Here is a 26,574-nt window from a genome sequence, read left to right as displayed (position 1 = left end):
AGGTGGAATTACAAAGATGAATCAAATTAAGAAAGTACTAATAGCTAACCGGGGGGAGATTGCCACACGGATTATCCGGGCTTGTAAGGAATTATCCTTAGAGACAGTTGCTATCTATTCCAAGGAAGATGTCGGGGCCCTGCACCGCCGGAAGGCTGATGAGTCCTACTTGATTGGAGAAGAGTTAGAACCCGTAGCGGCCTACTTAGATATTGAAGGCATTATCTCTTTGGCCAAGGAGAAGAACGTTGACGCTATTCACCCCGGGTACGGCTTCTTGAGTGAGAACGAGACCTTTGCTCGTCGCTGTCAAGAAGAAGGGATTATCTTTATCGGGCCAGAAATCAGACACTTACAGATGTTTGGTAACAAGACCCGGGCTCGTCAAACGGCTATTGATGCCGGTATACGGGTAGTTCCTGGTAGTGATGGTTCAGTGGCCAGCGTTGATGAAGTCAAGGCCTTTGCTGAAGAACATGGCTTACCCATTATTATTAAGGCCGTTAGCGGTGGAGGCGGTAAGGGGATGCGGATTGTCCGCGACCTGGAAGAAATCGATGAAGCCTATCAACGGGCCCAGTCTGAGGCGATGACCTCTTTTGGGGATCCTTCCCTATATGTTGAGCGTTATATTGATCATCCTAAGCATATTGAAGTTCAAATTTTAGGCGACCAACACGGTCAAGTGGTTCACCTGTATGAACGGGACTGCTCGATTCAACGTCGCCATCAGAAGGTAGTGGAAGTGGCGCCATCCTTTGGATTGAGTGATGATGTGCGGCTAGCCCTTTGTCAGGAAGCTCTTCAACTGATGCAACACGTTGGCTATGTCAATGCTGGGACGGTTGAGTTTCTGGTTTCTGGTGACGAGTTCTTCTTTATTGAAGTTAACCCGAGAGTTCAAGTGGAACATACGATTACGGAACTGATTACGGGTTACGATATTGTTAAGACACAAATCTTGATTGCTGATGGCCAACGATTAGACAGTGAAGCTATTGGCATGAAATCGCAGGAAATGATTAGTACTCGCGGTTATGCTATCCAATGCCGGGTGACCACTGAAGATCCGCAAAATAACTTTGCCCCGGATTCTGGTAAAATTATTGGTTACAACTCTCCGGGTGGATTTGGTATCCGCTTGGATGCTGGCGATGCCTATGGTGGGGCCATTGTCTCCCCTTATTATGACTCGCTCTTGGTTAAACTATCAACGAGTGCGATGACCAAGAAGGAGACCATCGAAAAGATGATTCGGGCCCTATCTGAAATCTCTATTGTCGGGGTTAAGACTAATATTCGCTTCTTGCTGAATATTCTCCGTCACCCGACCTTTATTGAAGGGGACTACGATACGACCTTTATCGACAGCAACCAAGAATTATTCGACTTTATACCCCCTAGAAACCGAGGCACTAAATTACTCAAGTATATTGCCAATGTGACCATTAATGGTTTCCCCGGCATCGAAAAAGGGGACAAGCCGAAGTTTGCTACGCGTAAAGTTCCACAAATCAAGACCCAAGCGCCAAGACTTCACCGTGAATCCTTTAATGCGATTGGCCAACGCTTTGAAGCTCACCAGGAAGAGGACCGAACCTTTAAGGAGATCCTCGATCAAGAAGGACCTGAAGCTGTAGTGAGAGCGATTCAAGAAGAGCCAATGGCACTGCTTACTGATACGACATTGAGAGATGCGCATCAATCGGTCTTAACCACTCGGCTTCGGACCACCGATATGCTACAGGTGGCTCCATTTATGAATGAAACCCTAAGAGACTACTTCTCGCTAGAAGTATGGGGTGGGGCGACCTTCGATGTGGCCTACAACTTCTTAAAAGAAGGCGCCTGGGACCGGTTAACTCGCTTACGGCAAGCGATTCCGGATATTCCGTTCCAAATGCTCTTAAGAGCTTCCAACGCTGTAGGCTATACTAATTATCCGGATAATGTGGTCAAGTCCTTTATTGAAACTAGCGCTAGTCAGGGAATTGATGTTTTTCGAATTTTTGACTCCTTGAACTGGTTGGAATCCTTAAAGCTTCCAATTGAAGTGGCGCTAGAGACTGGCAAGATGGTCGAAGGGACCATGTGTTATACCGGGGACATCTTGAATCCTGAACGGTCAAAGGTTTATACCTTGGATTACTATGTTAATTTAGCCAAGGAGATTCAAGCTCTAGGTGTTCATACCTTAGCCATTAAGGATATGTCTGGACTATTGAAGCCTGAAGCGGCCTACCAGCTAGTATCCGCCCTTAAGGAAGAAATTCAAATACCAATTCACCTACATAGCCATGATACGAGTGGTAATTCCTTGTTAACCTATTCACGGGCTATTGATGCCGGGGCCGATATTGTCGATACGGCCAATGCTGCCTTGTCTGGTCAGAACTCCCAAGTGGACGCTAATGCCTTGTTCTATGCTCGTCAAGGAAGAGACCGTAATGTGAAGACCAACTTGGAAGCTAACGATGCCCTTCAAGAGTACTGGTCAGTGACACGGTCCTATTATGCGCCATTTGAATCTGATATTAAGAATGCTTGGACCAAGAACTATCTCTATGAGATGCCAGGCGGCCAATACTCTAACTTGAAGATGCAAGCTGAGGCTGTGGGCCTCGGTGACCGCTATGACGAAGTGACTGATATGTATCACCGCGTCAACTTGTTGTTTGGTGACATCGTCAAGGTCACTCCATCTTCTAAGATTGTGGGTGATATGGCCTTATTCATGGTCCAAAATGATCTGGACGAAGAAAGTGTCATCGAAAAAGGAGCCCAACTCGACTTCCCACAATCCGTGATCTCCTTCTTCAGAGGAGACATTGGTCAACCAGCTGGTGGTATGAGCAAAGAATTGCAAGCTGTCGTCTTAAAGGGTGAACCTACTTATACTAGCCGACCAGGCGAGCGCTTAGAAGCCTATGATTTCCAAGCCAATGACCAGATTCTAGCCGACCGTCTCTACAAGCAAATTGACCAAACCAGTCGTTTGTCTTACGCTATTTATCCGAAAGTTTACATGGACTTTTTGGATTTCATCGATGAATTTGGTCAGGTTACCAACGTTGAAACACCAACCTTCTTCTATGGGATGAACTTGAATGAGAAGATTGTTGTTGACTTGGAGCCTGGTAAATCCCTCTTGATTGAATTGACCAGTATTGGTCCCGTTAAGGAAAACGGCCTACGGAATGTCTACTTCAACTTGAATGGTATGCCTGAGACGGTGGAAGTCCAAGATTTATCAGCCGATACTCACTTAGCTATTAAACCTAAAGCTGATAAAGCCAATCCAAAACATATTGCCTGCCAGATGCCCGGATCAGTCTATAAAGTAGAAGTGTCTGTTGGTGATTCAGTGGAACAAGGTCAAGTCTTGATGGTGACAGAGGCGATGAAGATGGAATCTGCTGTCCAAGCCCCTCAAGCCGGTGTCATTAAGGCCATCCATGTCGACGTCAAAGACCAAATTGAAGCCGGTGACTTATTGATTGAATTCGAATAGGAGTTGACCATGAAGCTAAAACAAACAATCTTATTATTGACAAGCTTAGGTTTATTAGCAGCTTGCAGCCCCCAAACTAAGCCAGCAAGCGATGAATCCAGTGAGGCTAGCTCACAAGTGGACCAACAAGTAGAAGAGACGTCTGGTGAAGATGTTACCATCCGGGTCCGTTCGGTTGGGGATGTCTTGATCCATGATACTGTTTATCAAGACGCGGCTACTGCAGATGGCTATGACTTTAGCCATCAATTGGCAGCGGTCAAGCCTTACTTGGAGAATGCGGATATTACGGTTGCTAAGCTGGAAGTGATTGCTGCTGGAGATGAGTTGCCTCTATCAACTTATCCAGCCTTCAACGCTCCTAGTGAGATTATTGATTGCTTGAAGGATGCCGGGGTTGATATTGTTAATAATGTGACCAACCACACCCTGGATTTAGGAGCTGAAGGAGCCCATGCCTCTATTCGCGCTCTCAAGGAACGTGACATGATGTATGTAGGGAGTTATGAATCTTGGGATGATTATAATGATTTACGAATCATTGACGTCAATGGCGTTAAGGTTGGTTTCCTAGCCTATGCGATGGATGCTAATGGTAATCCTATTCCTGAAGATGAAGGTTATCTTTTCACGCAAATTGATACGGAACTGATTCCTTTGGAAGTGGAACGGCTCAATGAAGCGGCCGATATTTCCTTTATTAATGTGGAGATGGGTGAAGAGTATGAATACTTGCCTAATAAATTCCAATTAGATATCGGTAAATTAATCCGTGATGCGGGTGGTCACTTTGTACTGGGCGGACACCCTCACGTGATGCAGCCGGCCCTTCGTTACAGCGATAGCCAAGGGATTATCTTCTCTCAAGGGAACTTTATCTCCGGCCAGTGGGATATTGAGAACCGGATCGGTGGTATCTTAGAGACCGTCTATACTAAACACAAGGATGGGAAGGTCACCTTAGATAAAATGCGCTTGATGCCTGTCTATACTCATGGGATGCCAGAATCAGCTGTTTGCACGGTCATGCCGTTAGCAGATGCTGGAGAATACGGGATTGACGTTGAAGGTCAATTTGCCCAGATCCGTGATTACATGCGAGTCTATACAGACCTGGAAGTAGTCGATTACTTGGATTAATGAATACAAAAGATAAAAGACTCCACAATATTGTGGAGTCTTTTTCTTTACTCGTCTTGTGTTAAATAGTCTTGGGCTAGTTTTAGAATCCCTTGGTCGTTGGAATAGGTTAAGCGGTCCAGAGCTTCTTCATAGGGTAACCAGGCAAAGTCTGAGACTTCAACTGTCTGCTTAGTGACTGCTTGGTCAAGACTTTGGGCGATGAAATAAATCACATCCTTTTCAATCCCTTCTGCGGGGCTATAGGTATTTACCTGGCGGAAATTCTGATCTAATTCTACTTCTAGACCCGTTTCTTCACGGATTTCTCTTAAGGCTGTGTCGCTTTCTGACTCACCGGCTTCAACGTGCCCCTTGGTAAAGGCCCAGTGTCCACCATTGACATGACGAATCAATAAATATTCCACTTGATCCATGTCTTCACCTAATCGGTAGACAATGGCCCCACATGATTTTTCTTTTTTCATCTTGATCACCTCAGCTTCTATTATAGCTAGAAGGGGACCCTTTTGTCACTCTTAAGCTGAAGGAGAGGTGGGATGTTTGACAGGGCTGGGGATATTAGCTAGAATAGTAAAGTTGATGTGACAGGGTGTCATCTTATGAAGGAGGAATCATGCCCACTCAAACTTTTTTTAATTTGGCTGAGGATAAGAAGACGCGCTTATTGGCAGTAGCTAGGCACGAATTCGAGCAGGTTCCTTTCTGGGAGGCTTCGATTGCTCGAATTGTCCGCCAAGCTGATATTTCTAGGGGAAGTTTTTACCAATACTTTGCCAATTTGGAGGATTTATACTTTTATCTTATTTTCCTAGAAAAAGATCGGTTCATGAAGCATCATTTAGCTTCTATTGACTGGCAGGATGCTTCTTCACTCTTGAAATCGATGAAGACCTTTACTGGTGATTACCTGAAATTTATTTATCAACCGGACCAGGTAGCCTTTTTCAAGCAAGTCTATTTATCGATGGACCATCATGCCTTGGTGGAATTTGACCAATATTTACAGCGATGCTTGGACCTTAGACCGTCCCAAACATGGTTGCAATTAGAAAAAAGCCAAGCCAGTCCTAAAATTCGCTTCTTAGTTGAGACCATCCACCGAACCATTAGTGATGGTTTTTTATTAGGTCTCAGCCAAAGCGATTGTCACTTGGAAATCTGCCAACGCTTGGATTGGTTGTTTTATGGTCTGGATTATTAATATAGAAAGAGGGTTATAATGTATGATTAGACTTTGGAAATATATGAATAGCAAACGAGTTATTCAAATATTTTTCTTGATTGTATTAGAAGCGATTACCTTTCTCTCCCTGCCGAGTTTAGCTGCTAATATCATCAACGATGGAATTATTCCTGGTGATACGCAGACTATTATCAAGCTCGGAGCCTTGATGATTGCTTTTTCTTTTATTTCGATCTTGATTGCTGCGGTCAATGTCCGACTATCCGCTCAAGAGACGCAAGAGATGGGGAATAAGATTCGCAAGGATATTTTCAAGAAGATTATGCACTTTTCAAGTGCGGATATGGCTCAATTTGGCGCTTCTACCTTGATGACACGGACTACCAATGACGTCATGCAATTGCAGTTTGTGACCATGTTGTCCATGCGTCTAGCTTTTATGTCACCCATGGTGATCATTGTCTCAACGGTCTTGGCTTATTTAAGAGAGGATCGTTTGGCCTTTATTTTTGCGATTACTTTGCCCTTAATTATTCTAGCTTTGGCCTTGATTTTCCGCTGGGCGATGCCATATTTTAGACAGATTCAGACCAAGTTAGATAAGTTAAACCAGGTTTTTCGTGAAGGTTTGACTGGTATACGAGTGATTCGGGCTTTTAATACGACGGATTATGAGACCAAGCGTTTTGATGAGGCCAATAGTGACTACCGTGACAATGCGATTATGGCTTTTTCAATTAATAATTTAATGTTGCCATCCTTTATTAGTATTTTAGGTGTCTCTAATATTTTGATTTTTGTTTTTGGGACTCGTTTAATTGCCCAAGGTCAAACCGAAGTAGGGAACTTGATTGCTTTTGTCAACTACGGTTTCCAGATTATCTTTTCGGTGATTAATTTGGCTATGATTACTATGATGGTTCCGCGGGCGCAAATCTCTTCTGAACGGATTATTGAAGTTTTAGATGCACCAGTTACAGTTGAAGAGGCTGATCATGCTAAGAGCTTACCAGCTAATTCTGAATTAACCCTAGAATTCAAGGACGTTTCATATGAATTCCCAGGAGCTGAGAAACCAGCCATTTGTCAGATCAACTTCAAGGCTCAAGCAGGGGAGACTCTAGCCATCATTGGTGGGACCGGATCGGGTAAGACGACCATTGCTAACTTGATTCCTCGCCTTTATGACCCGTCCCAAGGGAAAGTCCTACTCAATGGAATCGACATCCGCCAACTGGGACTAGAAGATCTACGCGGTCGGATTGGTTTTGCCACCCAAAAGGCAGTCCTCTTCAGTGGAACGATTCGTTCCAACTTATTATACGGAAATCCGGAGGCCAGTGAAGAAATGATGTGGCGGGCCTTGGAGATTGCTCAAGGATTGGAATTTGTCGAACGCTTAGATGACGGTCTAGACTCAATTGTCGAACAAGGAGGCGTCAACTTCTCTGGAGGTCAAAGACAGCGCTTGAGTATTGCTCGGGCAGTTATTAGCCAACCAGATATTTACTTGTTTGATGATTCCTTTAGTGCCTTAGACTTCCAGACCGATGCTAAGTTGCGCCAAGCCTTGAAGCCGGCTACTCAGGATGCTATTAATATTATTATTGCGCAACGGGTGAACACGGTTATTGACGCGGACCGAATTATTGTCTTGGATAATGGTCAGATTGTTGGAATGGGTAGCCACCAAGAATTAAAGGCTAATAATGACGTCTACCGTGACATCGTCAAATCACAAATGAAAGGAGAAGATATTTAATGAGTCAAGAAAATATTCAAAAGAAATCTTATCACCGCCGGCGTAAACCAAGAAATTCTTGGCGGACGATCAAGAAATTTGTTTCTTTCATGAGTGACCGTGCCTGGTTAATGGTCTTAGTGTTTGTTTTTTCAGCTTTGTCAGTCTTATTGAATGCCTTGCTACCGATCGTGATGGGACGGATTACCAACCTCTTGGTTGAAGGGGTTAGTAGAGGGATGAGCGACCAGGGAGGCCAGCTCTTATACGAGATAGACTATGCCGCTGTGGGTCAACATATCGTGATCTTAGTTGGCTTATACTTAGCAGCTTCTATCTTCCGTTTTCTCCAACAACATATTACGACCCGCGTGGCTCAACGCACTGTCTATGACTTGAGACGGGCACTTAAGGAGAAGATGGGGCGGTTGCCGATCTCTTACTTTGATGAGCATTCCACAGGGGATATCCTCTCTCGGGTGATCAATGATATGGACCAAATTGCAAACGCTCTAGGCCAGACCTTGACCCAAATTTCTACCAGTGTGTTGCAGTTCATCACGGTACTAGTCATTATGTTCTTCTTGGATCCAGGCTTATCTTGGGTAGTTCTATTATCAGCCATTCCGATTAGTCTAGGAGCGATCGCTTGGATTGCACCCAAATCTCAAAAGCAATTCTCGAAACGTCAATTAGAGTTGGGTCACTTGAATGCCTTAATTGAAGAGGTCTATTCAGGTCATTCCGCTGTCAAGGTCAACAACCAAGAAGATTATGAAATGGCTAGATTCAACAAGCAAAGTGATCTCTTAAACCAAGCTTCTTGGAAGGCTGAATATTTCGCTGGTCTCTTGAATCCGATGATTGGGTTTTCTGGTGATGTGACCTATGTATTGGTTGCTATCATTGGTGGTTTCAAGGTCTTAGCGGGTGGTACCTTGGTTGGGACCGTGCAGAGCTTTCTTCAATATGCTCGCCAGTTCAACCAACCCTTTAGAGAAATGGCCAGTCTAGCTTCTACCATCCAAATGACTATTGCAGCGGCTGAACGGATTTTCGAAGTCTTAGACGAGAAAGAAATGGAACACCCTCAAGGGCTAGCTTCAAAACCAGAGACCCCCTACAAGGTTGAGTTTGATCATGTGCAGTTTGGCTATTCTTCGGATCCAGATGAACTGTTAATGACCGACTTTAACTTGGAAGTAAAGCCTGGCCAAATGGTAGCTGTTGTTGGGCCTACTGGAGCTGGTAAGACGACCTTGATTAATTTATTGGAACGCTTCTATGATGTTAGTGGAGGAGCGATCTATTATGAAGGAACCGATATCCGCAATATGAGTCGGGAAGCTTTGCGTAATGATTTCTCTATGGTCTTACAAGACACTTGGCTCTTTAGTGGGACGATATGGGATAACTTGAAGTATGGTTCACCGGATGTCAGTGATGAAGATGTTCTTAAAGCCTCTAAGGCAGCGCACGTTCATGACTTCGTCGAACGCTTGCCGGAAGGTTATGAGACGATTCTAGAAGAAGATGGAACCAACTTATCCCAAGGTCAACGTCAATTGATTACCATTGCCCGTGCCTTCTTGCAAGATCCGGACGTTCTGATCTTGGATGAAGCCACTTCTAGTGTTGATACCCGGACGGAAGTTCTTATCCAGCGAGCCATGAATCGGTTGCTAGAAGGACGGACCTCTTTCGTGGTGGCTCACCGTCTATCAACCATTCGCAATGCTGATAAGATTATTGTGATGAATCAAGGAGATGTTATTGAGCAAGGAACTCACGATCAGTTGATGGAAGCTGAAGGCTTCTATGCAAACTTATATAATGCTCAGTTTGCTTGATAATATACTTGATGTAATATCAACTAAAATCCGCCTACCGGTAGCACGGCCTACTGGTAGGCGATTTTTTCTTGAATTGATTTCCTGATCTATGCTAGAGTGAATAGGAATAAAGAATAGATTCAAGTAGAAAGGAGTCGACAATGAAAGAAAATTGGCTCAAACAATTACCCATTGATCCCGTTATCCATTACCAAGAAGTAAGTGGTGGCGATGTCAATGCCGCTTATCGGATAGAAACCCAGGCTGGGGAATCCTTATTTTTGCTAGTTCAAGCTGGTAGAGACCAGGCATTTTTTGCTGGTGAGGTGGCTGGTTTGAAACGGATGGCCCAAGCCGGCATTCAAGTCCCTGAAGTGATCGCCTTTGGTGACTTAGAGGGGGATGCTTATTTAATATTGACTTATCTAGATGAAGTTGGGCAGGGGAGTCAGAAACAACTAGGCGAGCTGGTTGCCCGTCTTCATTTAACACATCAACCGGAGGGCTTGTACGGATTTGATTATCCTTATCAGGGATCCGATATTTCCTTTTCCAATCAATGGACGGATTGCTGGGTGGAATTATTTGTCCAGCGACGTCTTGATGGGCTGGCTCAGTCCATCCTTAATAAAGGCTTATGGCAGGAGTCAGACATTCAAGTCTATAGGCAAGCTCGATCAATTATCCTTGACCACTTGGCCCATCGCCATATTGATTCTAGCCTACTACATGGGGATCTCTGGGCTGGAAATTATATGTATCTAGCAGATGGGAGTGTCGCCTTGTGCGATCCTTCTTCCTTATACGGGGACCGGGAGTTAGACTTAGGTGTGGCAACGGTTTTTGGTGGCTTTGGACCGGAATTCTTCCAAGCTTATCATGAAGTTTATCCCTTGGAAGCGGGCTATCAAGTAAGGCTGGAGTTTTACCGCTTGTATTATTTGATGATTCACCTCAATAAGTTTGGTTCAACCTATGCAGGAAGTGTGGATCTGAGCCTTCAGAAGATTCTCTCGAATCCAGCTTCAAGCAATTAAATCAGAAAAGGAGTACATGATGTCACACACACAAACAAATACATCTCCCTGGCTGGCCTGGTTATCTATGGCCAGTGTGGTCTTTTTGGCAATTGTCTCAGAACTCTTGCCTTCGGGTCTCTTAACCCAAATGAGCCAGGGGCTGAACGCCAGTCCCGCTCAAATAGGTAATTTAGTAGGTCTTAACTCGCTCCCGGCTGGAATTCTTGCCATACCAGTGACCCAGTTGGTGGCCAAGTATAACCGCAAGTATATTTTAATGGGGGCTAGCTTATTATTTGCCTTGGCCAACCTGATCCTTTCTCAAAGTCAAACTTACGCGCTTACCGTGATTGCCCGATTAATTTCCGGGTCAGCGGCTGGTCTATTTTGGCCCCTGATTGCTTCTTATGCTAGCCGAACAGTCGCTCCAGAACATTCTGGTCGGGCAGTGACGATTGTATTATCCGGATCAACGATTGGCCTTTCATTGGGGCTTCCATTATTTACTTGGCTGGGTCAAATGTTGGGCTGGCGAGTGGCCTTCTTGTTGGTGGCTGGCTTGTTTTTAACTTTGGCTGTTCTTGGTTACTTTACCTTTATGAGTGTCCCTGGTGAAGTGCAAGGAGACCGCTTACCTCTTGGGTCTTTCTTCAAGAATCGGGGCATCCAAGTAGCCCTTCAAGTGGTTGTCCTCTTAGTGATGGCGCAGTATTCAACTTATGTCTATATGCAGTTAATTACTGCTCGCACTGGGAACCAACTGCAAGTGGCTCAAATTATTTTTGGCTTGGGAGCGATTCTTGCCGTGACCTTGGTGGCCCGGTATATAGATAAGTATTTACGCTACTTATTTATTGCGGCTTTTAGCTTGGGGATTCTTGCCATGTTGTCCTTTCTATCTGGCCAGACCTTCTTAACTTACTTTGGGATGTTTGCCTGGGGGATGTCCTATGGTCCAATTTCCTCCTTATTGCAGAACTTAACCATGGGGCAAGTTAAGCAGGGCAAGGATGTGGCTGCTTCTATTCAAACCTTTGCCTTTGACTTTTCAATTATGGCAGCCAGTCTATTTGGCGGCTTTATCTTAGAGAAGATCGGTCTTCAGGCTAACTTAAGTTTAGCCATTGTCCTCTTTGCTATCGGACTTGTGATTGTCAACCTTCAATCACGTTTCTTTAAACGTTAATAATCAAACTCCAAGGCAATTTTGTCTTTGGAGTTTTTTTGTCGGATGAGTTTAGATAATTTATATTGATTTTTATATAGAAAAATATATAATATGATTAAATGTAATTGGTTACAAAATTAAAGGAGGAAGCAATGAGTAGATATCAAGCAGGGGATTATCAAGCGAGTGCTAAAGGATTTCTAGACCAAGTAAGCGTTCGGGTCAGTGTCTCCCCAGACCGAATTGAATCGATTGAAGTGGGCCAAAGAGATAGTGATGGCGTTGGTAAGTTGGCCATCCAACATTTAAGCCAACAAGTCATCCAGGAGCAAAGTGTGGAAGTGGATACGGTATCTGGAGCTACCTCATCGTCTAGAGGCTTCTTGGAAGCAACCAGAGAAGCAATCAGACAAGCCATGGGTGCTCCCTTACCAGCAGAATTCACTCCAGGGACTTACCAAGCCATCGCTGATGGATATAAGGGTAAGATTAGCTTGAAGGTAACCGTGGATGAAGAATCTATTACAGAAATTGACATTCAAGATATTGAAACGCCAGAATTAGGTGGAAGAGCTAAAGAGAAGTTAATGGCTGACATTCAAGCGGATGGGTCGATTCGTGACCTAGATGTCGTCTCAGGAGCTACCTACACCAGTAAGGGAATCCAAGAAGCCCTCGACCTGGCCTTAGACTATGCCCGGGGTCTCAAGGATCCGCATGCGAAGCCTTATAGTCATGAGTTGGATACACGAATTGACTTTGGTACTGGCCGTCTTACCTTGGATGAAGTCCAAGCTATCTTGGATAATTTGGAAGTAGAGATTAGTTTCGTTGATGCGGATAACCGTTTCTTGTATTACAATAAGCGTCGCCACCAAGAACACGCTGGAACCCCTCGTTCACCTGTTACTCTTGGAGGCAATGTTTCTGACTGCCACCCACCTCAAATTCGTGATAAGGTGGAGAAGATTATGGCCGACTTGGCTAATGGTAGCCGTCGGAGTGAGTCTATGTGGTATACCAAGGGCAATGGCTACAAGATCTTCTTAACTTATCGCCCCGTTTATGACAAGCATGGCAAGTATCTAGGGGTCCTAGAAACGGTCCAAAATGGCCAACCCTTTATCGATACTGACGGGTCTGTCTGGGACCGTACCTTGCACGATCCAGCGGTACCCAATCCATTTATTGGTGAGATTCCTCAGGATGTGGAAGATTGGTTTGAAGCGCGTTACCGGGCTGGCTTAGATCCAGTGAAAGGGCAAGTGCGTGATATTCCATATATTGAAAGTTCTCAAGGTGGGGCGAATGCAGATAGCGTTACCCAAGCCACCAAGAAAAAGGACCAGCCGGAAACGGATAGCCACTCTGGTGCTAGCGCAAGCCATACCCAATCAGTAGAAGCGAGTCCAAATCAAGATAGCGTATCGGGTGCTTCTGAGTCGCAGCATAAGATGCCTGAAGCTAATATTGAAGTAAAGGCTGATAAACCGAAACCTCAAATAAAGGGAATTGAAGAAGTCTCTGATACTGCTAGTTCAGCTAGTCAAAAATTATAATTTTAGATAGTAAAAAGGGCCAACCTTACTTTGAGAAGGTTGGCCTATTCTTATGCACTAATAGGATTGATAAGTGGAGCTCTCAATTCACCAACAAGCTCTCTTGGTACCCGAACGATCATCCGTTTATTGTTCCATTCGGAGGCGATCAATAAATGATCAAAGTCAGCATCCAATAACTTACCCTGATTTGGTAAGTGGGAAGAATAATCCTGGATATAAGTAAGATAGACGTCTTGACCGATGGCTTTTTGTAAAGTTTGGTCAGTCACTAGCACACATCGATCGATGGAGTTAAGAACTTGTATCTTGAACGGGCGTCCGAGTCCATTGTATTGATAACTATTGATTAAAGAATTAATTTCCGCTTCAATCTGGTGGCATTCACTTGACGATAAGTATTCATTGTGCTTAAGTTCAACTAAAATACACAAGCTTCTGCCTAAATAGCAGACGGATAACTGATAAGAAGACACACCATGTTGCTTCAAGACTGGAGAGATAAACAATTGATAACGAGACAAAGTAGGGTTCATCATTTCCACCTTCTTTAAATGTTATTCAATGACTCCATCATCATCTTTATATGTCCATTATATCACAAATCAATGATTAAGCAATAAATATGACGTCTTTTTATCATCTGATTCTCATTTTGTATCTAAAAACATGCAAAATTGCATTCAACAAAATCTTTTGCCTTTGATTTGCCTTGATTATTAATAAATTTTTATAATATTTACTATCTTTTTAATGGTTATTGTTTTATAATCTAATTAAATTAAGAAATATTTCAAAGTAAATATTCTAATATCGAATGAAAGCTCCAGCTAGCGGCTAGTAACTCTTCCGATAATTACCTACCACTTCTGTTACTAGTCGCTAGGTGGGGCTCCTTTCGTTATCTTTCTAAGGAGGAAATCATGTCTATCCAACGCATCAAGCAGATGACCCAAGCCTACCAAGAAGTTAGCCAGGCTCTGGATCAATTAGAAGAAAGCCTCAAACAGGTCCAAAAACTACAAAGTCAATCCGATCAATTAAAGGCTTACTATAAGGAAGCTTGGACCGAGGACTTTTTAGCTAGCCAAGCAGGGAACTTGCCTGAGGATCTCAACCAAGGGATACTTACCGAAGATACCCTGTATAATTTATTTGTGCAAGAACACTATCTATCCATTGACCTTTTGGAATTAGCTCTAAAGTTATTGAAGTCTTAATTTAATCGTCATTCAAAATAAAAAAGCAAACCGTAAAGGTTTGCTCTTTTTATGGACGCTGAGGGGATCGAACCCGCGACCCACGGATTAAGAGTCCGTTGCTCTACCAACTGAGCTAAGCGTCCGTATCAATCAATGAATATATGATACACCCGTCAGCTAATCTTGTCAAACATTTTTTAAAAATTTCAGATAAATTTATTTACCCTAAAATGTATCGAGCCTCAAAGAAGAGGACGCAAACCATAAAAGATTTGAGCTTTTATTTTTAAGAAAATATAGTATTAACGGTTATATTACCATTCATTGAAGCTAGGACGGATATAGAATTATAAAATCTTAGCCTTTCATCTCAATGTTTATTAAGTCTTCTAGTCAGCCTTTCATAGAATCTTTCTCGGCTACCTACTTGAATGATTTCAACGGTTATCTCTTGGTCATTAATTGAATAGGCTATTCTGTATTGGTTTTTCTTATAGGTGATGGGGCGGGTGTATATATCTTTAAGGTTAGCCTTTTTCTTATCTCCCTCATAAGGAGCTTTAGCAATATTAAAGAATATTTGATCTCTTATCAGCTTTTGAAGATGCTTATCTTTCAATTTTTTTAAATCTTTAATGGCTGAAGGTCTAAATTTTATTTTATAATCCAAATTCACGATTAAAGTCCTCTATAGACATCTCAACAGCTGGTTGGGCCATTATCTCACCTAGTTCATCATCCATTGCTGCTTTCCGCCGTTCAATCTCTTTGGCAATCTCTTTACCAGTAGTGAAACCATCATTAAGAATATCGTCAATCAACAAATCGTCAAATTGATCGATATATCTAGGAGCTTCTGCTTGAATCGGCTTAAAGATAATTGTATCTCCTTGTAGTTGAGGATTAAACTTTGTTCCTTCAGCTATGTTAAAACTACTAGGTATGGTGATTACTAATGAATTACCCTGTTTTCTTGCTTTAACTTCCATATTAGATTCCTCCTCAGGGGTATTTACATGGTAATTACATTATAACAAGTTCACCAAGGAGTAACAACTTGGGTTTACATTTACAACCGCAATATTTCTAAATATACATGATACAACCTTTTATTTTACTTCTCTTCAAAGCTGATCTTCCTCACAATATATCCAAGGAAAATGTTTGGCTCATTCAATCTATGTTATACTTATCCTAAGTTGTTCCTGTATCCATAAAGGAGGTAGCTATGATTATAGGAATTGATGTAGGCGGAACCAACATCGACGGTGTCTTAATTGATCAAGGGCAGGTTCTGGAGACGGTTAAGCAAGCCTATGACAAGAATCGTCTGACCCAGGCCATTCAATCGTGTCTTGAGCCCCTAACTCAAGGGATTGATCCCAAGGAAGTAGGCCGAATCAATTTATCAACTACAGTATCGACTAACGCGATTGTCCAAGGACTAGTGGATCCCGTAACCTTAATTACCCAAAAAGGGCCGGGGATGGCTCATGATTTTTCGGATGTAGCTAGCCAGACTTTGGTCTTATCCGGCTATGTTGACCACCGCGGAATCGAAGTGGAGCCTGTCAATCAGGAAGAGTTGGACCACTTAACTGAACAAGTAACTTATCCTCATCTAGCGGTGGTGAGTCGCTTTTCAACCCGCAACCCACTTCATGAAGATCAAATCGGCCAAGCAGTCTTAGCTTCAAGTGACTTTGTCAGCTTGGGCCACCGGATGTCTGGTCGATTAAACTACCCAAGACGGGTCCATACAGCTATCTTGAATAGTCAGTTAGCCTCAACCAATCAAGCTTTCTTGAATTCTGTAGCCTCGGCTCTGGCTGATTTTGGACTCGATCAGGCCCAAGTCAATATCTTGAAGGCTGACGGAGGGACTATGACCTTAGAAGAGGCCAAAGATATTCCAGTGGAATCGATCTTATCGGGACCTGCAGCTAGCTTTATGGGCATGTGGGCCTTGAGCGATCCCAAAGGCCAATCCGTCTTGTTGGATATTGGTGGGACCACGACGGATATTTTCTTTTTGGTGGATGGATCGGTTGTTTTTGAACCTTTAGGGATTGAAATTCAAGGCAATAAGACCTTGGTTCGGGCCATCTATAGTGATTCGGTGGCTCTAGGAGGCGACTCAAAAGTGAGCCAGGTGGATGGGAAGTTAGCCGTGGGCCCTAAGAGAATGGGGCCGGCCCTCATTCATGGTGGGTCTGATTTGACCTTGACTGATGCTTTGGCTTACTTGAAGGGTGAACAGGTAGACTTGGTTGAACCTTATCTTGCCCAACTGACCACTAGCCAGCAAGAAAATCCCCAAGCAGTGGCTCAGGCGATTGTGGACCTTGCATGCCAGCAGATAAAAGACCGTGTTGATCAACTTCTTCAGCAACTCAATAATCGCCCAGTAGAAACCATTAAGGAAGTATTAACTGATCGGCAAATCGAGCCAGAATCCTTATATTTGATTGGGGGTCCTGTGGCTGATCTAAGTCCTTATTTACAAGTTCAATTTAATCTCCCTACTCATTTAACCCCGCTTTATCAAGTGGCAAATGCGATTGGGGCAGCTATTTCTAAGCCGACCCTCCAAGCTACCTTGCTAGCGGATACGGACCGAAGACGGTTGACGATTCCGGAGTTTGACTCTTATCAAGAGATTGACCCTAATTTTAGCCTTGAGGAGGGACTCCAGCTTATTAGGGACCTACTCACCCGGGAAGCTAGTAAGAGAGGGCTGGATTCAAAGTCAATTGAAATCATTGACCAATCCCGGTTCAATCGAGTTCAAGGCTATCGAATAAGTCAGATTATCCGAATTCAAGCTCAGATTAAGCCCGGTCCGGCCTTTACTTTGGATCCATTGACCAACTTAGAAGGAGGAAGCGTTTATGAGCGATAAGAAGCGATTAGGGATTGTCTTTTTCCCAGCCTTTGATTGGGCCATTAGTCCCACTCATCCGGAACGAGAAGAAAGACTTCTCTATACGCAAGACCAATTAAGAGAAGAGGGCATTGAAGATATTGATTCAATCGGTTTCTACCGCCATGAAATGGCGAGCCCTCTGGATATTGAACGTGTACATATTGTGGCACCTAGTGTCGATCAGGTGGTTACAGATTCTCATCTAGTCTCAATTGGAGCGACCATTAAGGCCTTTGAATTATACCAGAGTCAAGAAGTTGAAAAGGCCTTTGCCATGGTTCGTCCGCCGGGTCATCATGCTTTTAAGACCGTCTTTGGTGACCGGGGTTTTTGTATTGCTAATATCGAGGCGGTAGCGCTTGAACATATTCGCCAAGGCAACAAAAAGCTCCGGGTAGCCATTGTTGATACCGACTGCCACCATGGAGACGGGACTCAAGATATCTACTGGAATGATCCGGATACCTTGTTCATTTCTATTCACCAAGATGGACGGACCTTATTCCCTGGCACTGGATTTATCGAAGAGGCAGGTGGGCCTGCTGCTTATGGGCTCACAGTAAATGTTCCCTTGCCTCCAGGTACGGGAGAACAAGGTTTCCAGCAGGTGATGGATCAAGTGGTGATGCCGATTCTGGAAGACTTCCAGCCAGATATCATTATTAATTCAGCTGGCCAAGATAATCATTACAGTGATCCCTTGACTAATATGAATTTTACCGCTCAAGGTTATGGCCATCTAACTGACCAATTAGATCCGGATATTGTGGTCTTAGAAGGGGGCTATTCGATTGAATCAGCCCTGCCTTATGTGAATCTGGCTCTAGTCTTAGCCTTAGCAGGGCTGGATTATTCTCAAGTGATTGAACCGGATTTCCAAGCGTCTAAAACGGCGCAATCAGCTGAAATCACTCACTATATCGACCAACTCTGCCAGCAAATTCGCTCTAATTGGCAAAATCGTCAAGCTATTGCTGAGGCCAAGTTCCAAGGTCTAGAGGCCGTTTCCTATAATCAACAAATTTACTATGATACCGATGGCATCTTAGCCCAAGAGGAGAAGGTCTTCCACCGATGTCCAGATTGTCCAGGCATTGAAACCATTGAATCCAAGACCGATACCGGCTTACATATTTATGCCTATTGTTTGCATCGGCGAGCTTGTCCGGCTTGCCTTGAAAAAGCCTACCAAGAATACCAAGAGAAAACCGGCCCCTATACCCATATCTATTTACAAGATCGTGTTAATGATATCTATAAACATCGACTAGCTTAAATACCTATAAATTTAAGACGCTCCAGCTTGACACCTGATCAATGCCTGCGGGAGCGTCTAGTTGATTTAAAAGTTTAACCATTAATCGTAATCGCCTTGACGTAACTTATCGGCAGCCTCTTGAATTTCTTGTTTGTATTCGGAACTCACTTCAGGATATGAAAGATCAAGACTGCGCAACTTATCCAGTAAAATCTCAGAGATAATATAACGACCCAAGTCCCCATCATCAGCTGGAATGATATACCATGGGGCGCGTTCAGTTGATGTCTGGCTGAAGGTTTCTTGGAAATAATCCATGTATTCATCCCATTTAGCTCGATCATCCAAGTCGCTCATGGAGAATTCCCATAGATGGTCAGGATCCTCCATCCGCTGAAGGAGTCGGTCCTTTTGGACTTCTTTAGAGATATGAAGATAGATCTTAATCATGTAGAAGCCGTTATCATATAAATAATCTTCAAAGTGATTGATGTGCTTGAAGCGCTGCTGCCACATATGACCGCCTACTGCCTGGTCGGGAAGATTCTGGTCTTGATAAGATTGGTGCATCCGGGCCCCGATAACTTCTTCGTAGTGAGACCGGTTAAAGACAGCGATTTCCCCCCGTTCTGGCATGGCGGGCCCTAAGCGCCAGAGGTAGTCATGCTTCAAGTCTTCTGAAGTAGGCTTTTTCATAGCCGTTGTTCGTAAGCCTTGACTGGAAAGCTGCGAGAAGAGGTAACGTTCGGCTTCATCCTTACCAGCCGCATCAAGGGCTTGAAGGGCGAAGATGAGGGCTTCGGTTTCTTGGGCCATTAATTTTTGTTGAAGTTCTTTGATTTCTTCCATGTTGGTATCAATCGCTTCAAGCACTTCTTGGCTCGATTGAAAGGGTGAGGCTTCCCATTTGGTCTGCCTTTGAGCCAGGTTAATGGCTTGACCGGGTTCCACCATAAAACGTTTAAGGTCCATAATTATTTCTCCTTTATTAAATATTTTTGATCCTAATATTAAATTACTGTTTATTAAAGAATATTTCAAGAAATATGATAAAAGGACTTGAATTAAAATATATTTCATGATAATCTAATGTCAATCTAATAGTTAAGAGATGATTGAGAAGAGATAATCTAGGGATTTCAAGCGAGCTTGGGGGTGGTGGAACCAAGTATGACCGGATTATTAGATGAACTCAGGATTTTCTAGAAGGTGCAAGCTTTCTAGACGGGCAACCGATATCTTGTAATTACTAATAGTAATAAGGATCTCTTTGTAGATTAAATGTGGGTGGTACCACGGATAACTTTGTATTCGTCCCTAAGCACTGAAGTGCTTAGGGATTTTTTATTATTAAAGGAGCGATATCAATGACAACATTTACACAACTCAACCAATCACCTTTCCGCTACGACCATGTCGGTTCATTTCTAAGACCGGCGTACTTGCTAGAAGCTCGTCATAAGTTTGAAGCCGGAGACTTATCAAGAGAAGAACTCACTCAATTAGAGGATAAAGCCATTATTGATCTGATTCATAAGCAGGAAGAAGTGGGCTTGAAGACGATTACGGACGGAGAATTCCGTCGTAAATCCTGGCACTTTGACTTCTTCTGGGGCCTTCAAGGGGTGGAACAAGTGGAAGTCGAAGCGGGTACTCAATTTCAAGGTCAACAAGTCTTTGCTACGACGGCACGAATTGTAGGGCCGATCTCTGGTGAAGATCATCCTTTTGTTGACCACTACAAATTTACCCGTCAACATGCTAGCGAAACCGTTGACGTTAAGCAGACCATTCCAGCCCCTGCTCAGTTTATTCAAGAAGTTCGCCGGGACTTCAATATCAACTTCACTAAAGAGGTCTATGCCTCTCAAGAAGATCTCGTTCAAGATGTAGCCAAGGCCTATGGCCAAGTCTTGCAAGACCTCTATGATGCGGGTTGCCGGACGGTTCAGTTTGATGATTGTACATGGGGTCGACTAGCCGGGGGCTTAGATTATGATGGTACGCCTTATAGTCAAGAACAAAAAGATCAATTATTAGCCCTTTATGTCAAAGTCAATAACCTAGCCATCTCATACAAGCCAGAAGGACTTCGCATCAATACCCACGTCTGCCGGGGGAACTTCCGTTCCACCTGGTTTGCCTCAGGCGCTTATGATACAGTATCAACGCCTTTATTTGACCAAGAAAATGTTCATGCTTACTTCTTGGAATACGACAGTGACCGAGCAGGGGGATTTGAACCTCTAGCTAAAGTAAGCGAGGGTAAACATGTTGTTCTGGGACTGGTGACTAGTAAGAATGGCCAGTTAGAAAGCAAGGAAGACTTGAAGGCACGTATTCAAGAAGCCAGCCAGTATATTGATCTTGATCGATTATCATTGAGTCCTCAATGTGGCTTTTCTTCCAATGAGGTAGGTAACGAATTAACTGAAGAAGATCAATGGAATAAGATCCGTCTAATTATTGAAGTTGCTAAGGAAGTCTGGGGCGAGGAGGCTTAAGGATGAGTAAGTTATATCAAATTTTAGCTGACCTTAAAGAATATGAATGGGTCAACTTATCTCATACGGTAACTCCTGAAATTCCTCATTTCCCGATCTTTGATCCCATTGAGGAGGAGACCCTAGCAACCGTTGCTGATGGGGGATTCTTGGCTAAGAAATATACTTTGGGCAGTCAGTATGGAACGCATATTGATGCCCCCATTCATTTTGTTGAAGACCGGGCTTATCTTAATGATATTCCACTCAAGGATTTGGTCTTACCCCTCTACGTGATCCACAAGGAAGAGGAGGCGACAAGCAATGCTGATTATGCCATCACAGCTCAAGATATCCAAGACTATGAAGCCATTCATGGTGAAATTCCTAACGGGGCTTTTGTTGCCTTGTCGACCGGCTGGTCCGAGAAATTCTTGGATCCTGACGCCTTCTTTAATTTAGATGAAGAGGGCTTGGATCATGCACCGGGTTGGACCATTGATGCCTTGAAATACTTAGACCAAGTCCGTCAGGTCAAGGCTATTGGCCATGAGACCTTGAACACGGATAGCTCCTTGGACTACCGCGATCAGGGAGACTTGGTGGCTGAACGCTACTGGCTGGGTTTAAACAAGTTTCAAGTGGAGGTTTTGTGTCATTTGCGCCAGCTTCCTAGCACGGGTAGCTTGATTAGTATTGGTTTCCCTAGAATTGACCAATGTCCCGGCTTTAATGCGCAAGTCTATGCCATTGTTGATCCTGAGGCTTAAAAGTCGATCTATTAATTAGTATAACTAGGCTGTAGTAGCGCATTAGCTGGTCTATGGCCTAGATTTTTTAGTGGGAGATGAGACGGTCGCTTATCATTCACATCATAAATTCTTAAATTATTCAAAAACTTTTAAAAGTAATTAACTAGACAATCTTTCTTTTATCCATTATAGTTAAGGACGGAAGAAAGGAGTGTACGAAAATGTGTACAATCAGCATAAAAATAACGGATAAAGAGTTTCAATTAATCCGCGAAATGGCTGACTATTATGATAAAACGCCCACTGAATATATCAAAGATGTCGTTTTAGACCAATCCAACAAAGACTTTGTTGTTAGGTTCTCCAAAGAACAGATTCAAGAATATCAAAGTAGTTTAGCATCTCTTGTCAGCCCAAGTAGATAAGGAGCCGAGCGTCATGCCTCTAGACCTAATTGAATACTTATCCTAAGACCCTTTAACGATCAAAGTTAAGGGTCTATTTTTCTACCCAGATTTCAATTCATTTGATACAATAGATTTATTAAGCATATGATGAGAAAGGACTTCCTTTATGAGACTTGAAACGGCCAAGCACCATATTAAACACTCCACGGGTATCTTAGAATTAGTGATTGCGATTATTATTTGCCTTGGAATTGCGGTTGGGATCATTGATTTACTGGACTATTTAATTCGTATTTTTCAAGCGGATACCGTTGCCACTTATGATGTCATCCAATCTTTCTTAGGTTATGCCTTGTTGCTAATTGTGGGGATTGAATTGATTTTAATGATCTTGTACCATTCAACCAATGCAATTTTGGAATTGATTCTTTTTGTGATTGCGCGCAAGATGCTTATCTATGCTTCGACCATGCTTGATTTGGTTTTAGGGACCACGGCAATCGCAATTATTTTCGTGGTGATGCGCTTTTTGGTTACTAGCCGGGTCAATGATTTTGTCAGTCGAAGTGAGAACCAATTCACTGGTGGTGACTTGGTGGCGGATGTGATCGCTGAGACTGGGATTGTCTTGCCTGTTGACCATGGAGAGACTATGAAAGAATTACTTCGTTATTACGCCCTCAAAGAAGAACGCCAAGTCTTAGTTAATGAGCAATTTCAGATCAATCATGCCTTGATTACCATTGTATCCATGACCTCCGACGGACGGATTGATCAATTACTCGTAGATGAGCTAGGCATTTAATTCTAGTTAAATAGCGAACATTCAAGTAAATCTAATGGAAATTGCTACTTATTTACTTGAAGTCTGCTCTGGGGCCAGTTATTCTTGGAGAGATTGAAAGATTTAGGTTAAAGGAGTTAAATATGGAATCATTTATTGAAGAAGTCCTATTAAGCAAAGAAGCCCTGCAGCAACGAATTCAGGAATTGGGTCGAGAATTAACCCAAGAATATGCCGGTAAGCGTCCACTCCTGGTTTGTGTCCTCAAGGGCGGGATGCCATTTATGGCTGCTCTAATGCAAGAAATAGCAACCGAATTATCCATTGATTTTATGGCTGTCTCTTCATATGGCAACCAGACTCAATCCAGTGGGGAAGTAGAGATCCTTAAGGACTTGTCTCAGCCGGTTACTGGTCGGCATGTTTTGTTTGTTGAGGATATTGTTGATACCGGATTGACCCTCAAGTATCTGTATAATCTGATGGATTCGCGTGATGCTGCCTCTGTTAAAACGGTCTGCCTGCTGGATAAGCCGGCACGAAGAAGCCCCCAGCATCAAGGGGTCCAGCCTGATTGGGTAGGGTTTGAGATTCCGGATGAATTTGTGGTTGGTTTTGGCTTAGACTACCAAGAGCGGTATCGAAACTTACCATATATTGGTGTCTTGAAGCATGAAATCTATGAATAAGACCGTCACGATTAAGTAACCAGCTGGGTCTGGTTACTTTTTCTTTATAAATTTTTGTTATTAAGCACGTGAAAAGTATGGTAAAATAAGAGTTAACGATCAAATTTTTATAGGTAATAACAAATCGGATAATAGGGGTAGGGTAATATGAAAGATATCAATGCAAAAATTGGTCAAACCATTAAAAAAATTAGAACTAGCAAGGGACTACGGCAAAAGGAATTGAATTTGAAGGGACAAACCAATTCCGTCGTTTCTAAGCATGAAAACGGTAGCCAGAAAATTACCGTGGAGAACTTCTTGAATTACTCTAAAATTTTTAATGTCACGGTTTCTGAATTTATTTTTATCAGTAATGGCTATCATAAAGAAGATCGGGAAAGCTTATATGATCGCTTTATTGTGATCCATCAGACGGGGACTGATGAGCAGTTAATGCAGTTGCACCAAGATATTGAATGTTATCATCAAGAGAATCCCCTGGATCCTTATTTAGAAGTCATTGATTTTTATGTGGTGACCTTGACGCAGTATCGCTCGGGTCAATTGACGGGGCAGGAGTTTCGTGAGAACCTGGCCTACCAGATCAACCAACTCTGGCAAGGGCTGCAGTCGGTCAACGAGTGGTATTGGGTAGATTTACGGGTCATTAACTTTATTTTGAGTCGTCTGCCTTATGATGTCATTCAAGTGCAAGTTCCTCACATTCTCGCTCGCTATGAGGATTTCAAGGATCACCGAGAGTACTTAGATGGTTTTTCAGCTTTTGTGCTCAATCTGAGCCAGATTCATATCTTGAATTTAAACTTCAAGGAAGCGGTCGAAGTCTTGGACTTAATCAAGCCTGAATGGATTCCCTTGTTACCCTTGCGGTCTTACTTAACCTATTTAGTGCGACGGGGGATTGCTACCAAGGACTTAGATGAGACGCGTAAAGCTTTTGTTATTATGCAGGCCATGGGTCATGAAGATTACTTTGACTTATTCTATGTTGAGACTTTGAAGCATTTCCCAGAGTATTTTGTCAAGTATTCTGAAGACTTCAATAACTTCAAGAAAAAAGAGGATATTTTAAATATCTTTGAAGATGATTATTGGATTTTGGTTTAATTTAATTGAATAAGTAGTTTTCATTTATTTTTAATGGTTTACTATGTTATAAATAGAGTGATACATTAAAAGAAAGGTGAAATCTATCATGGAATTTAATAAATATTCATACCGTTATCCTTCCAGGCGTAGTCTGCAGTATGGGAAGAAGGGCATGGTTGCTTCCAGTAACCCCATTGTTTCTCAAATTGGCCTAGATGTCTTAAAGGCAGGGGGAAATGCGATTGATGCAACGGTAGCAGCTGCTGCAGCCATCGCTGTTATGGAACCCATCTCTAATGGATTGGGAACGGACAATAATGCGCTTGTCTATTATGAGGGCAAGATGTATGGTTTAAATGCGACTGGACCAGCTCCAGCACTTACTGACTATGATGGGATCAAGAGTCGGGCTCGGTCTGGTAAATATATTCAAGAAGTCGGTTGGGATCCAGTTACCGTTCCTGGAACGGTTGCGGGTTGGGTGGCCTTGAATCAACGTTTTGGCACCATGTCCTTGGTTGATTTGTTGGAGCCGGCAGCTAAACTAGCCGAAGAAGGCTTTCCGCTTCAGACAACGGTAGCGGATGTTTGGAAGAATAATATTGGCAAATACCGTCAAGCAGTCGAGATTGAACCAGCGGTTCAGACTTGGTTTGATACCTTCTTACCAGATGGCCGGGTACCTGAACCCGGTGATATCTATTTCAATCAAGAGATGGCAGATACCATCCGCGAGATTGCGGCTACATCAGGTGAATCTTTTTACCGGGGAGCGATTGCTGATGATATTGATGCTTTTGCTAGAGAAACGGGCGGTAGCTTGAGAAAAGAGGACCTGGCGTCCTTTGAGGTGGAATGGGTGGAACCTATTACTGCTAATTATCGTGGTTATGATGTCTGGCAACTTCCACCGAATGGTCAGGGAATTATTACCTTGGAAGCCTTAAAGATACTAGAGAACTTTGAAGACCTCTCTGATTGTGATTCACCCTTGGTTCAGCACCGACTGATTGATGCCTGTAAGATGGCCATTGTAGACGGAGTGAACTATATTGGAGATCCAAGATTCAACGATTTAGATTACGATCATCTCTATTCAGTTGACCATGCCCGTGAACGCTTCCAAGAGCTGGATGACCAGGCAGCCTGGCAACCGCCGAATGGGGAAGAAGTCATTGGTGGAACCATTTACTTCAGTATTATGGATGGTCAAGGAAACGGCGTGTCCTTTATCCAAAGTAATTGTAAGGGCTTTGGCTCAGGCTTGGTAGTTCCTGGTAGAGGAATTGCCCTCCATTGTCGGGGGACTCACTTTAGTCTGGATCCTGATAATCCTAACTGCTTAGCCCCAGGTAAACGGCCTTATCATACAACCATGCCGGGCTACCTGACAAAAGGAGACAGAAATATCGGTCCTTATGGCTGTATGGGAGGAACACTTCAACCGCAAGCTCATGTTCAGATGCTGAACCGAATAATTGATGGTCAGATGAATCCTCAAGAATCATTAGATGCCCCAAGATGGCAGTGGAAACGCGGCCGGCAGATTGAAGTGGAGCCTCACATGCCTTTCAATCAAGTCAAGCAATTAATTGAATTAGGGCACGAAGTACAAATTGTTTCCACTTATGATTTCTTTGGCCGGGGACAAGTAGTCTGGTTGCAGGAAAACGGCGCCCTCGTTGGAGCCACTGATGGCCGGACAGATGGTAGTATTGCTGCTTATTAAAATTTTAGAGACAGGTAACTGTCTCTTTTTCTATTTAGTCTAAGTTTCGTTAATCAAACTTGCTTAAATATAGCAAATCTTTATAATAAAAGAAGA

The 26,574-nt window shown here is 43.2% G+C and carries 23 protein-coding genes and 1 tRNA gene; 18 read left to right on the top strand and 6 right to left on the bottom strand.

Annotation, left to right across the window (positions count from 1 at the left end; translation table 11 throughout):
- Positions 1 to 16 precede the first annotated feature (16 nt).
- Complete coding sequence (locus tag T408_RS0102020) at positions 17 to 3,511, top strand: pyruvate carboxylase (protein ID WP_028118461.1); 3,495 nt, start codon at positions 17 to 19, stop codon at positions 3,509 to 3,511.
- A gap of 9 nt (positions 3,512 to 3,520) precedes the next feature.
- A complete protein-coding gene (locus T408_RS0102015; RefSeq protein WP_028118460.1) occupies positions 3,521 to 4,651 on the top strand; it encodes a CapA family protein in 1,131 nt (376 codons plus the stop codon).
- A 47-nt stretch (positions 4,652 to 4,698) separates the two neighbouring features.
- Here T408_RS0102015 and T408_RS0102010 read toward each other — a convergent pair whose 3' ends face one another.
- Positions 4,699 to 5,118 carry a bis(5'-nucleosyl)-tetraphosphatase gene (locus T408_RS0102010; RefSeq protein WP_028118459.1) on the bottom strand — a complete coding sequence of 140 codons (420 nt, stop codon included), beginning with the start codon at positions 5,116 to 5,118 and terminating at the stop codon, positions 4,699 to 4,701.
- Positions 5,119 to 5,267: 149 nt separating this feature from the next.
- Here T408_RS0102010 and T408_RS11645 point away from each other — a divergent pair, with 149 nt between their 5' ends.
- From T408_RS11645 to T408_RS10560, 6 genes are all read left to right on the top strand, one after another.
- Positions 5,268 to 5,855, top strand: a complete 588-nt coding sequence (locus T408_RS11645; protein WP_051444735.1) for a TetR family transcriptional regulator — start codon at positions 5,268 to 5,270, stop codon at positions 5,853 to 5,855.
- A 22-nt stretch (positions 5,856 to 5,877) separates the two neighbouring features.
- On the top strand, positions 5,878 to 7,599 hold the full coding sequence (locus T408_RS0102000) for an ABC transporter ATP-binding protein (RefSeq protein ID WP_028118458.1): 1,722 nt from the start codon (positions 5,878 to 5,880) through the stop codon (positions 7,597 to 7,599).
- Complete coding sequence (locus T408_RS0101995; protein WP_035419807.1) at positions 7,599 to 9,428, top strand: ABC transporter ATP-binding protein; 1,830 nt, start codon at positions 7,599 to 7,601, stop codon at positions 9,426 to 9,428. Before T408_RS0102000 ends, T408_RS0101995 begins: the two co-directional genes overlap by 1 nt.
- A gap of 143 nt (positions 9,429 to 9,571) precedes the next feature.
- The gene (locus tag T408_RS0101990; RefSeq protein ID WP_028118456.1) at positions 9,572 to 10,447 is read left to right on the top strand and encodes a fructosamine kinase family protein; all 876 of its coding nucleotides are present in this window, start codon (positions 9,572 to 9,574) and stop codon (positions 10,445 to 10,447) included.
- 19 nt (positions 10,448 to 10,466) lie between these two features.
- Entirely contained in the window at positions 10,467 to 11,615 is a 1,149-nt protein-coding gene (locus tag T408_RS0101985) for an MFS transporter (RefSeq protein WP_028118455.1), read from the top strand.
- Between the two features lie 134 nt (positions 11,616 to 11,749).
- On the top strand, positions 11,750 to 13,156 hold the full coding sequence (locus T408_RS10560) for an FMN-binding protein (RefSeq protein ID WP_051444734.1): 1,407 nt from the start codon (positions 11,750 to 11,752) through the stop codon (positions 13,154 to 13,156).
- A gap of 50 nt (positions 13,157 to 13,206) precedes the next feature.
- Here T408_RS10560 and T408_RS0101975 read toward each other — a convergent pair whose 3' ends face one another.
- Positions 13,207 to 13,695, bottom strand: coding sequence for a hypothetical protein (locus tag T408_RS0101975; RefSeq protein WP_157060748.1), 489 nt, complete (start codon positions 13,693 to 13,695; stop codon positions 13,207 to 13,209).
- A 384-nt stretch (positions 13,696 to 14,079) separates the two neighbouring features.
- On the opposite strand from T408_RS0101975, the gene T408_RS0101970 reads away from it, so the two are divergent.
- On the top strand, positions 14,080 to 14,376 hold the full coding sequence (locus tag T408_RS0101970) for a DUF4298 domain-containing protein (protein ID WP_028118453.1): 297 nt from the start codon (positions 14,080 to 14,082) through the stop codon (positions 14,374 to 14,376).
- 52 nt (positions 14,377 to 14,428) lie between these two features.
- Here the strand turns inward: T408_RS0101970 and T408_RS0101965 are convergent.
- The 3 genes from T408_RS0101965 to T408_RS10555 all read right to left on the bottom strand — a co-directional run bounded on the left by T408_RS0101965 (position 14,429) and on the right by T408_RS10555 (position 15,347).
- Positions 14,429 to 14,501 (bottom strand) — tRNA-Lys (locus tag T408_RS0101965).
- Between the two features lie 227 nt (positions 14,502 to 14,728).
- Positions 14,729 to 15,034 carry a type II toxin-antitoxin system RelE/ParE family toxin gene (locus tag T408_RS0101960; protein WP_051444733.1) on the bottom strand — a complete coding sequence of 102 codons (306 nt, stop codon included), beginning with the start codon at positions 15,032 to 15,034 and terminating at the stop codon, positions 14,729 to 14,731.
- On the bottom strand, positions 15,018 to 15,347 hold the full coding sequence (locus T408_RS10555; protein ID WP_035419804.1) for an AbrB/MazE/SpoVT family DNA-binding domain-containing protein: 330 nt from the start codon (positions 15,345 to 15,347) through the stop codon (positions 15,018 to 15,020). Before T408_RS10555 ends, T408_RS0101960 begins: the two co-directional genes overlap by 17 nt.
- A 239-nt stretch (positions 15,348 to 15,586) precedes the next feature.
- On the opposite strand from T408_RS10555, the gene T408_RS10550 reads away from it, so the two are divergent.
- Positions 15,587 to 17,260 (top strand): hydantoinase/oxoprolinase family protein, encoded by a 1,674-nt coding sequence (locus T408_RS10550; RefSeq protein ID WP_051444732.1) that lies wholly within the window; start codon positions 15,587 to 15,589, stop codon positions 17,258 to 17,260.
- Complete coding sequence (locus T408_RS0101945; RefSeq protein WP_028118451.1) at positions 17,250 to 18,560, top strand: histone deacetylase family protein; 1,311 nt, start codon at positions 17,250 to 17,252, stop codon at positions 18,558 to 18,560. Before T408_RS10550 ends, T408_RS0101945 begins: the two co-directional genes overlap by 11 nt.
- An 81-nt stretch (positions 18,561 to 18,641) precedes the next feature.
- Here T408_RS0101945 and T408_RS0101940 read toward each other — a convergent pair whose 3' ends face one another.
- Complete coding sequence (locus T408_RS0101940) at positions 18,642 to 19,514, bottom strand: PPK2 family polyphosphate kinase (protein ID WP_028118450.1); 873 nt, start codon at positions 19,512 to 19,514, stop codon at positions 18,642 to 18,644.
- Positions 19,515 to 19,909: 395 nt separating this feature from the next.
- Here T408_RS0101940 and T408_RS0101935 point away from each other — a divergent pair, with 395 nt between their 5' ends.
- The 7 genes from T408_RS0101935 (at position 19,910) to T408_RS0101905 (ending at position 26,478) form a co-directional block, all read left to right on the top strand.
- A complete protein-coding gene (locus T408_RS0101935) occupies positions 19,910 to 21,046 on the top strand; it encodes a 5-methyltetrahydropteroyltriglutamate--homocysteine S-methyltransferase (protein ID WP_028118449.1) in 1,137 nt (378 codons plus the stop codon).
- A gap of 2 nt (positions 21,047 to 21,048) precedes the next feature.
- Positions 21,049 to 21,795: a cyclase family protein gene (locus tag T408_RS0101930; RefSeq protein WP_028118448.1), complete on the top strand. Its 747-nt coding sequence runs from the start codon at positions 21,049 to 21,051 to the stop codon at positions 21,793 to 21,795.
- A 203-nt stretch (positions 21,796 to 21,998) separates the two neighbouring features.
- Positions 21,999 to 22,202 (top strand): hypothetical protein, encoded by a 204-nt coding sequence (locus tag T408_RS0101925; RefSeq protein ID WP_028118447.1) that lies wholly within the window; start codon positions 21,999 to 22,001, stop codon positions 22,200 to 22,202.
- Positions 22,203 to 22,350: 148 nt separating this feature from the next.
- Entirely contained in the window at positions 22,351 to 22,989 is a 639-nt protein-coding gene (locus T408_RS12170; RefSeq protein WP_211230821.1) for a hypothetical protein, read from the top strand.
- Between the two features lie 122 nt (positions 22,990 to 23,111).
- Positions 23,112 to 23,657, top strand: coding sequence for a hypoxanthine phosphoribosyltransferase (gene hpt / locus T408_RS0101915; protein ID WP_028118446.1), 546 nt, complete (start codon positions 23,112 to 23,114; stop codon positions 23,655 to 23,657).
- Between the two features lie 147 nt (positions 23,658 to 23,804).
- Positions 23,805 to 24,767 (top strand): helix-turn-helix domain-containing protein, encoded by a 963-nt coding sequence (locus tag T408_RS0101910; protein ID WP_028118445.1) that lies wholly within the window; start codon positions 23,805 to 23,807, stop codon positions 24,765 to 24,767.
- A gap of 88 nt (positions 24,768 to 24,855) precedes the next feature.
- Positions 24,856 to 26,478 carry a gamma-glutamyltransferase family protein gene (locus T408_RS0101905; RefSeq protein ID WP_051444731.1) on the top strand — a complete coding sequence of 541 codons (1,623 nt, stop codon included), beginning with the start codon at positions 24,856 to 24,858 and terminating at the stop codon, positions 26,476 to 26,478.
- The last annotated feature ends 96 nt before the right edge of the window (positions 26,479 to 26,574 follow it).

The organism is Hutsoniella sourekii ATCC 700629, from assembly GCF_000518205.1.
GTDB lineage: Bacteria > Bacillota > Bacilli > Lactobacillales > Aerococcaceae > Hutsoniella > Hutsoniella sourekii.
This window is presented reverse-complemented; position numbering and strand designations above follow the sequence as displayed.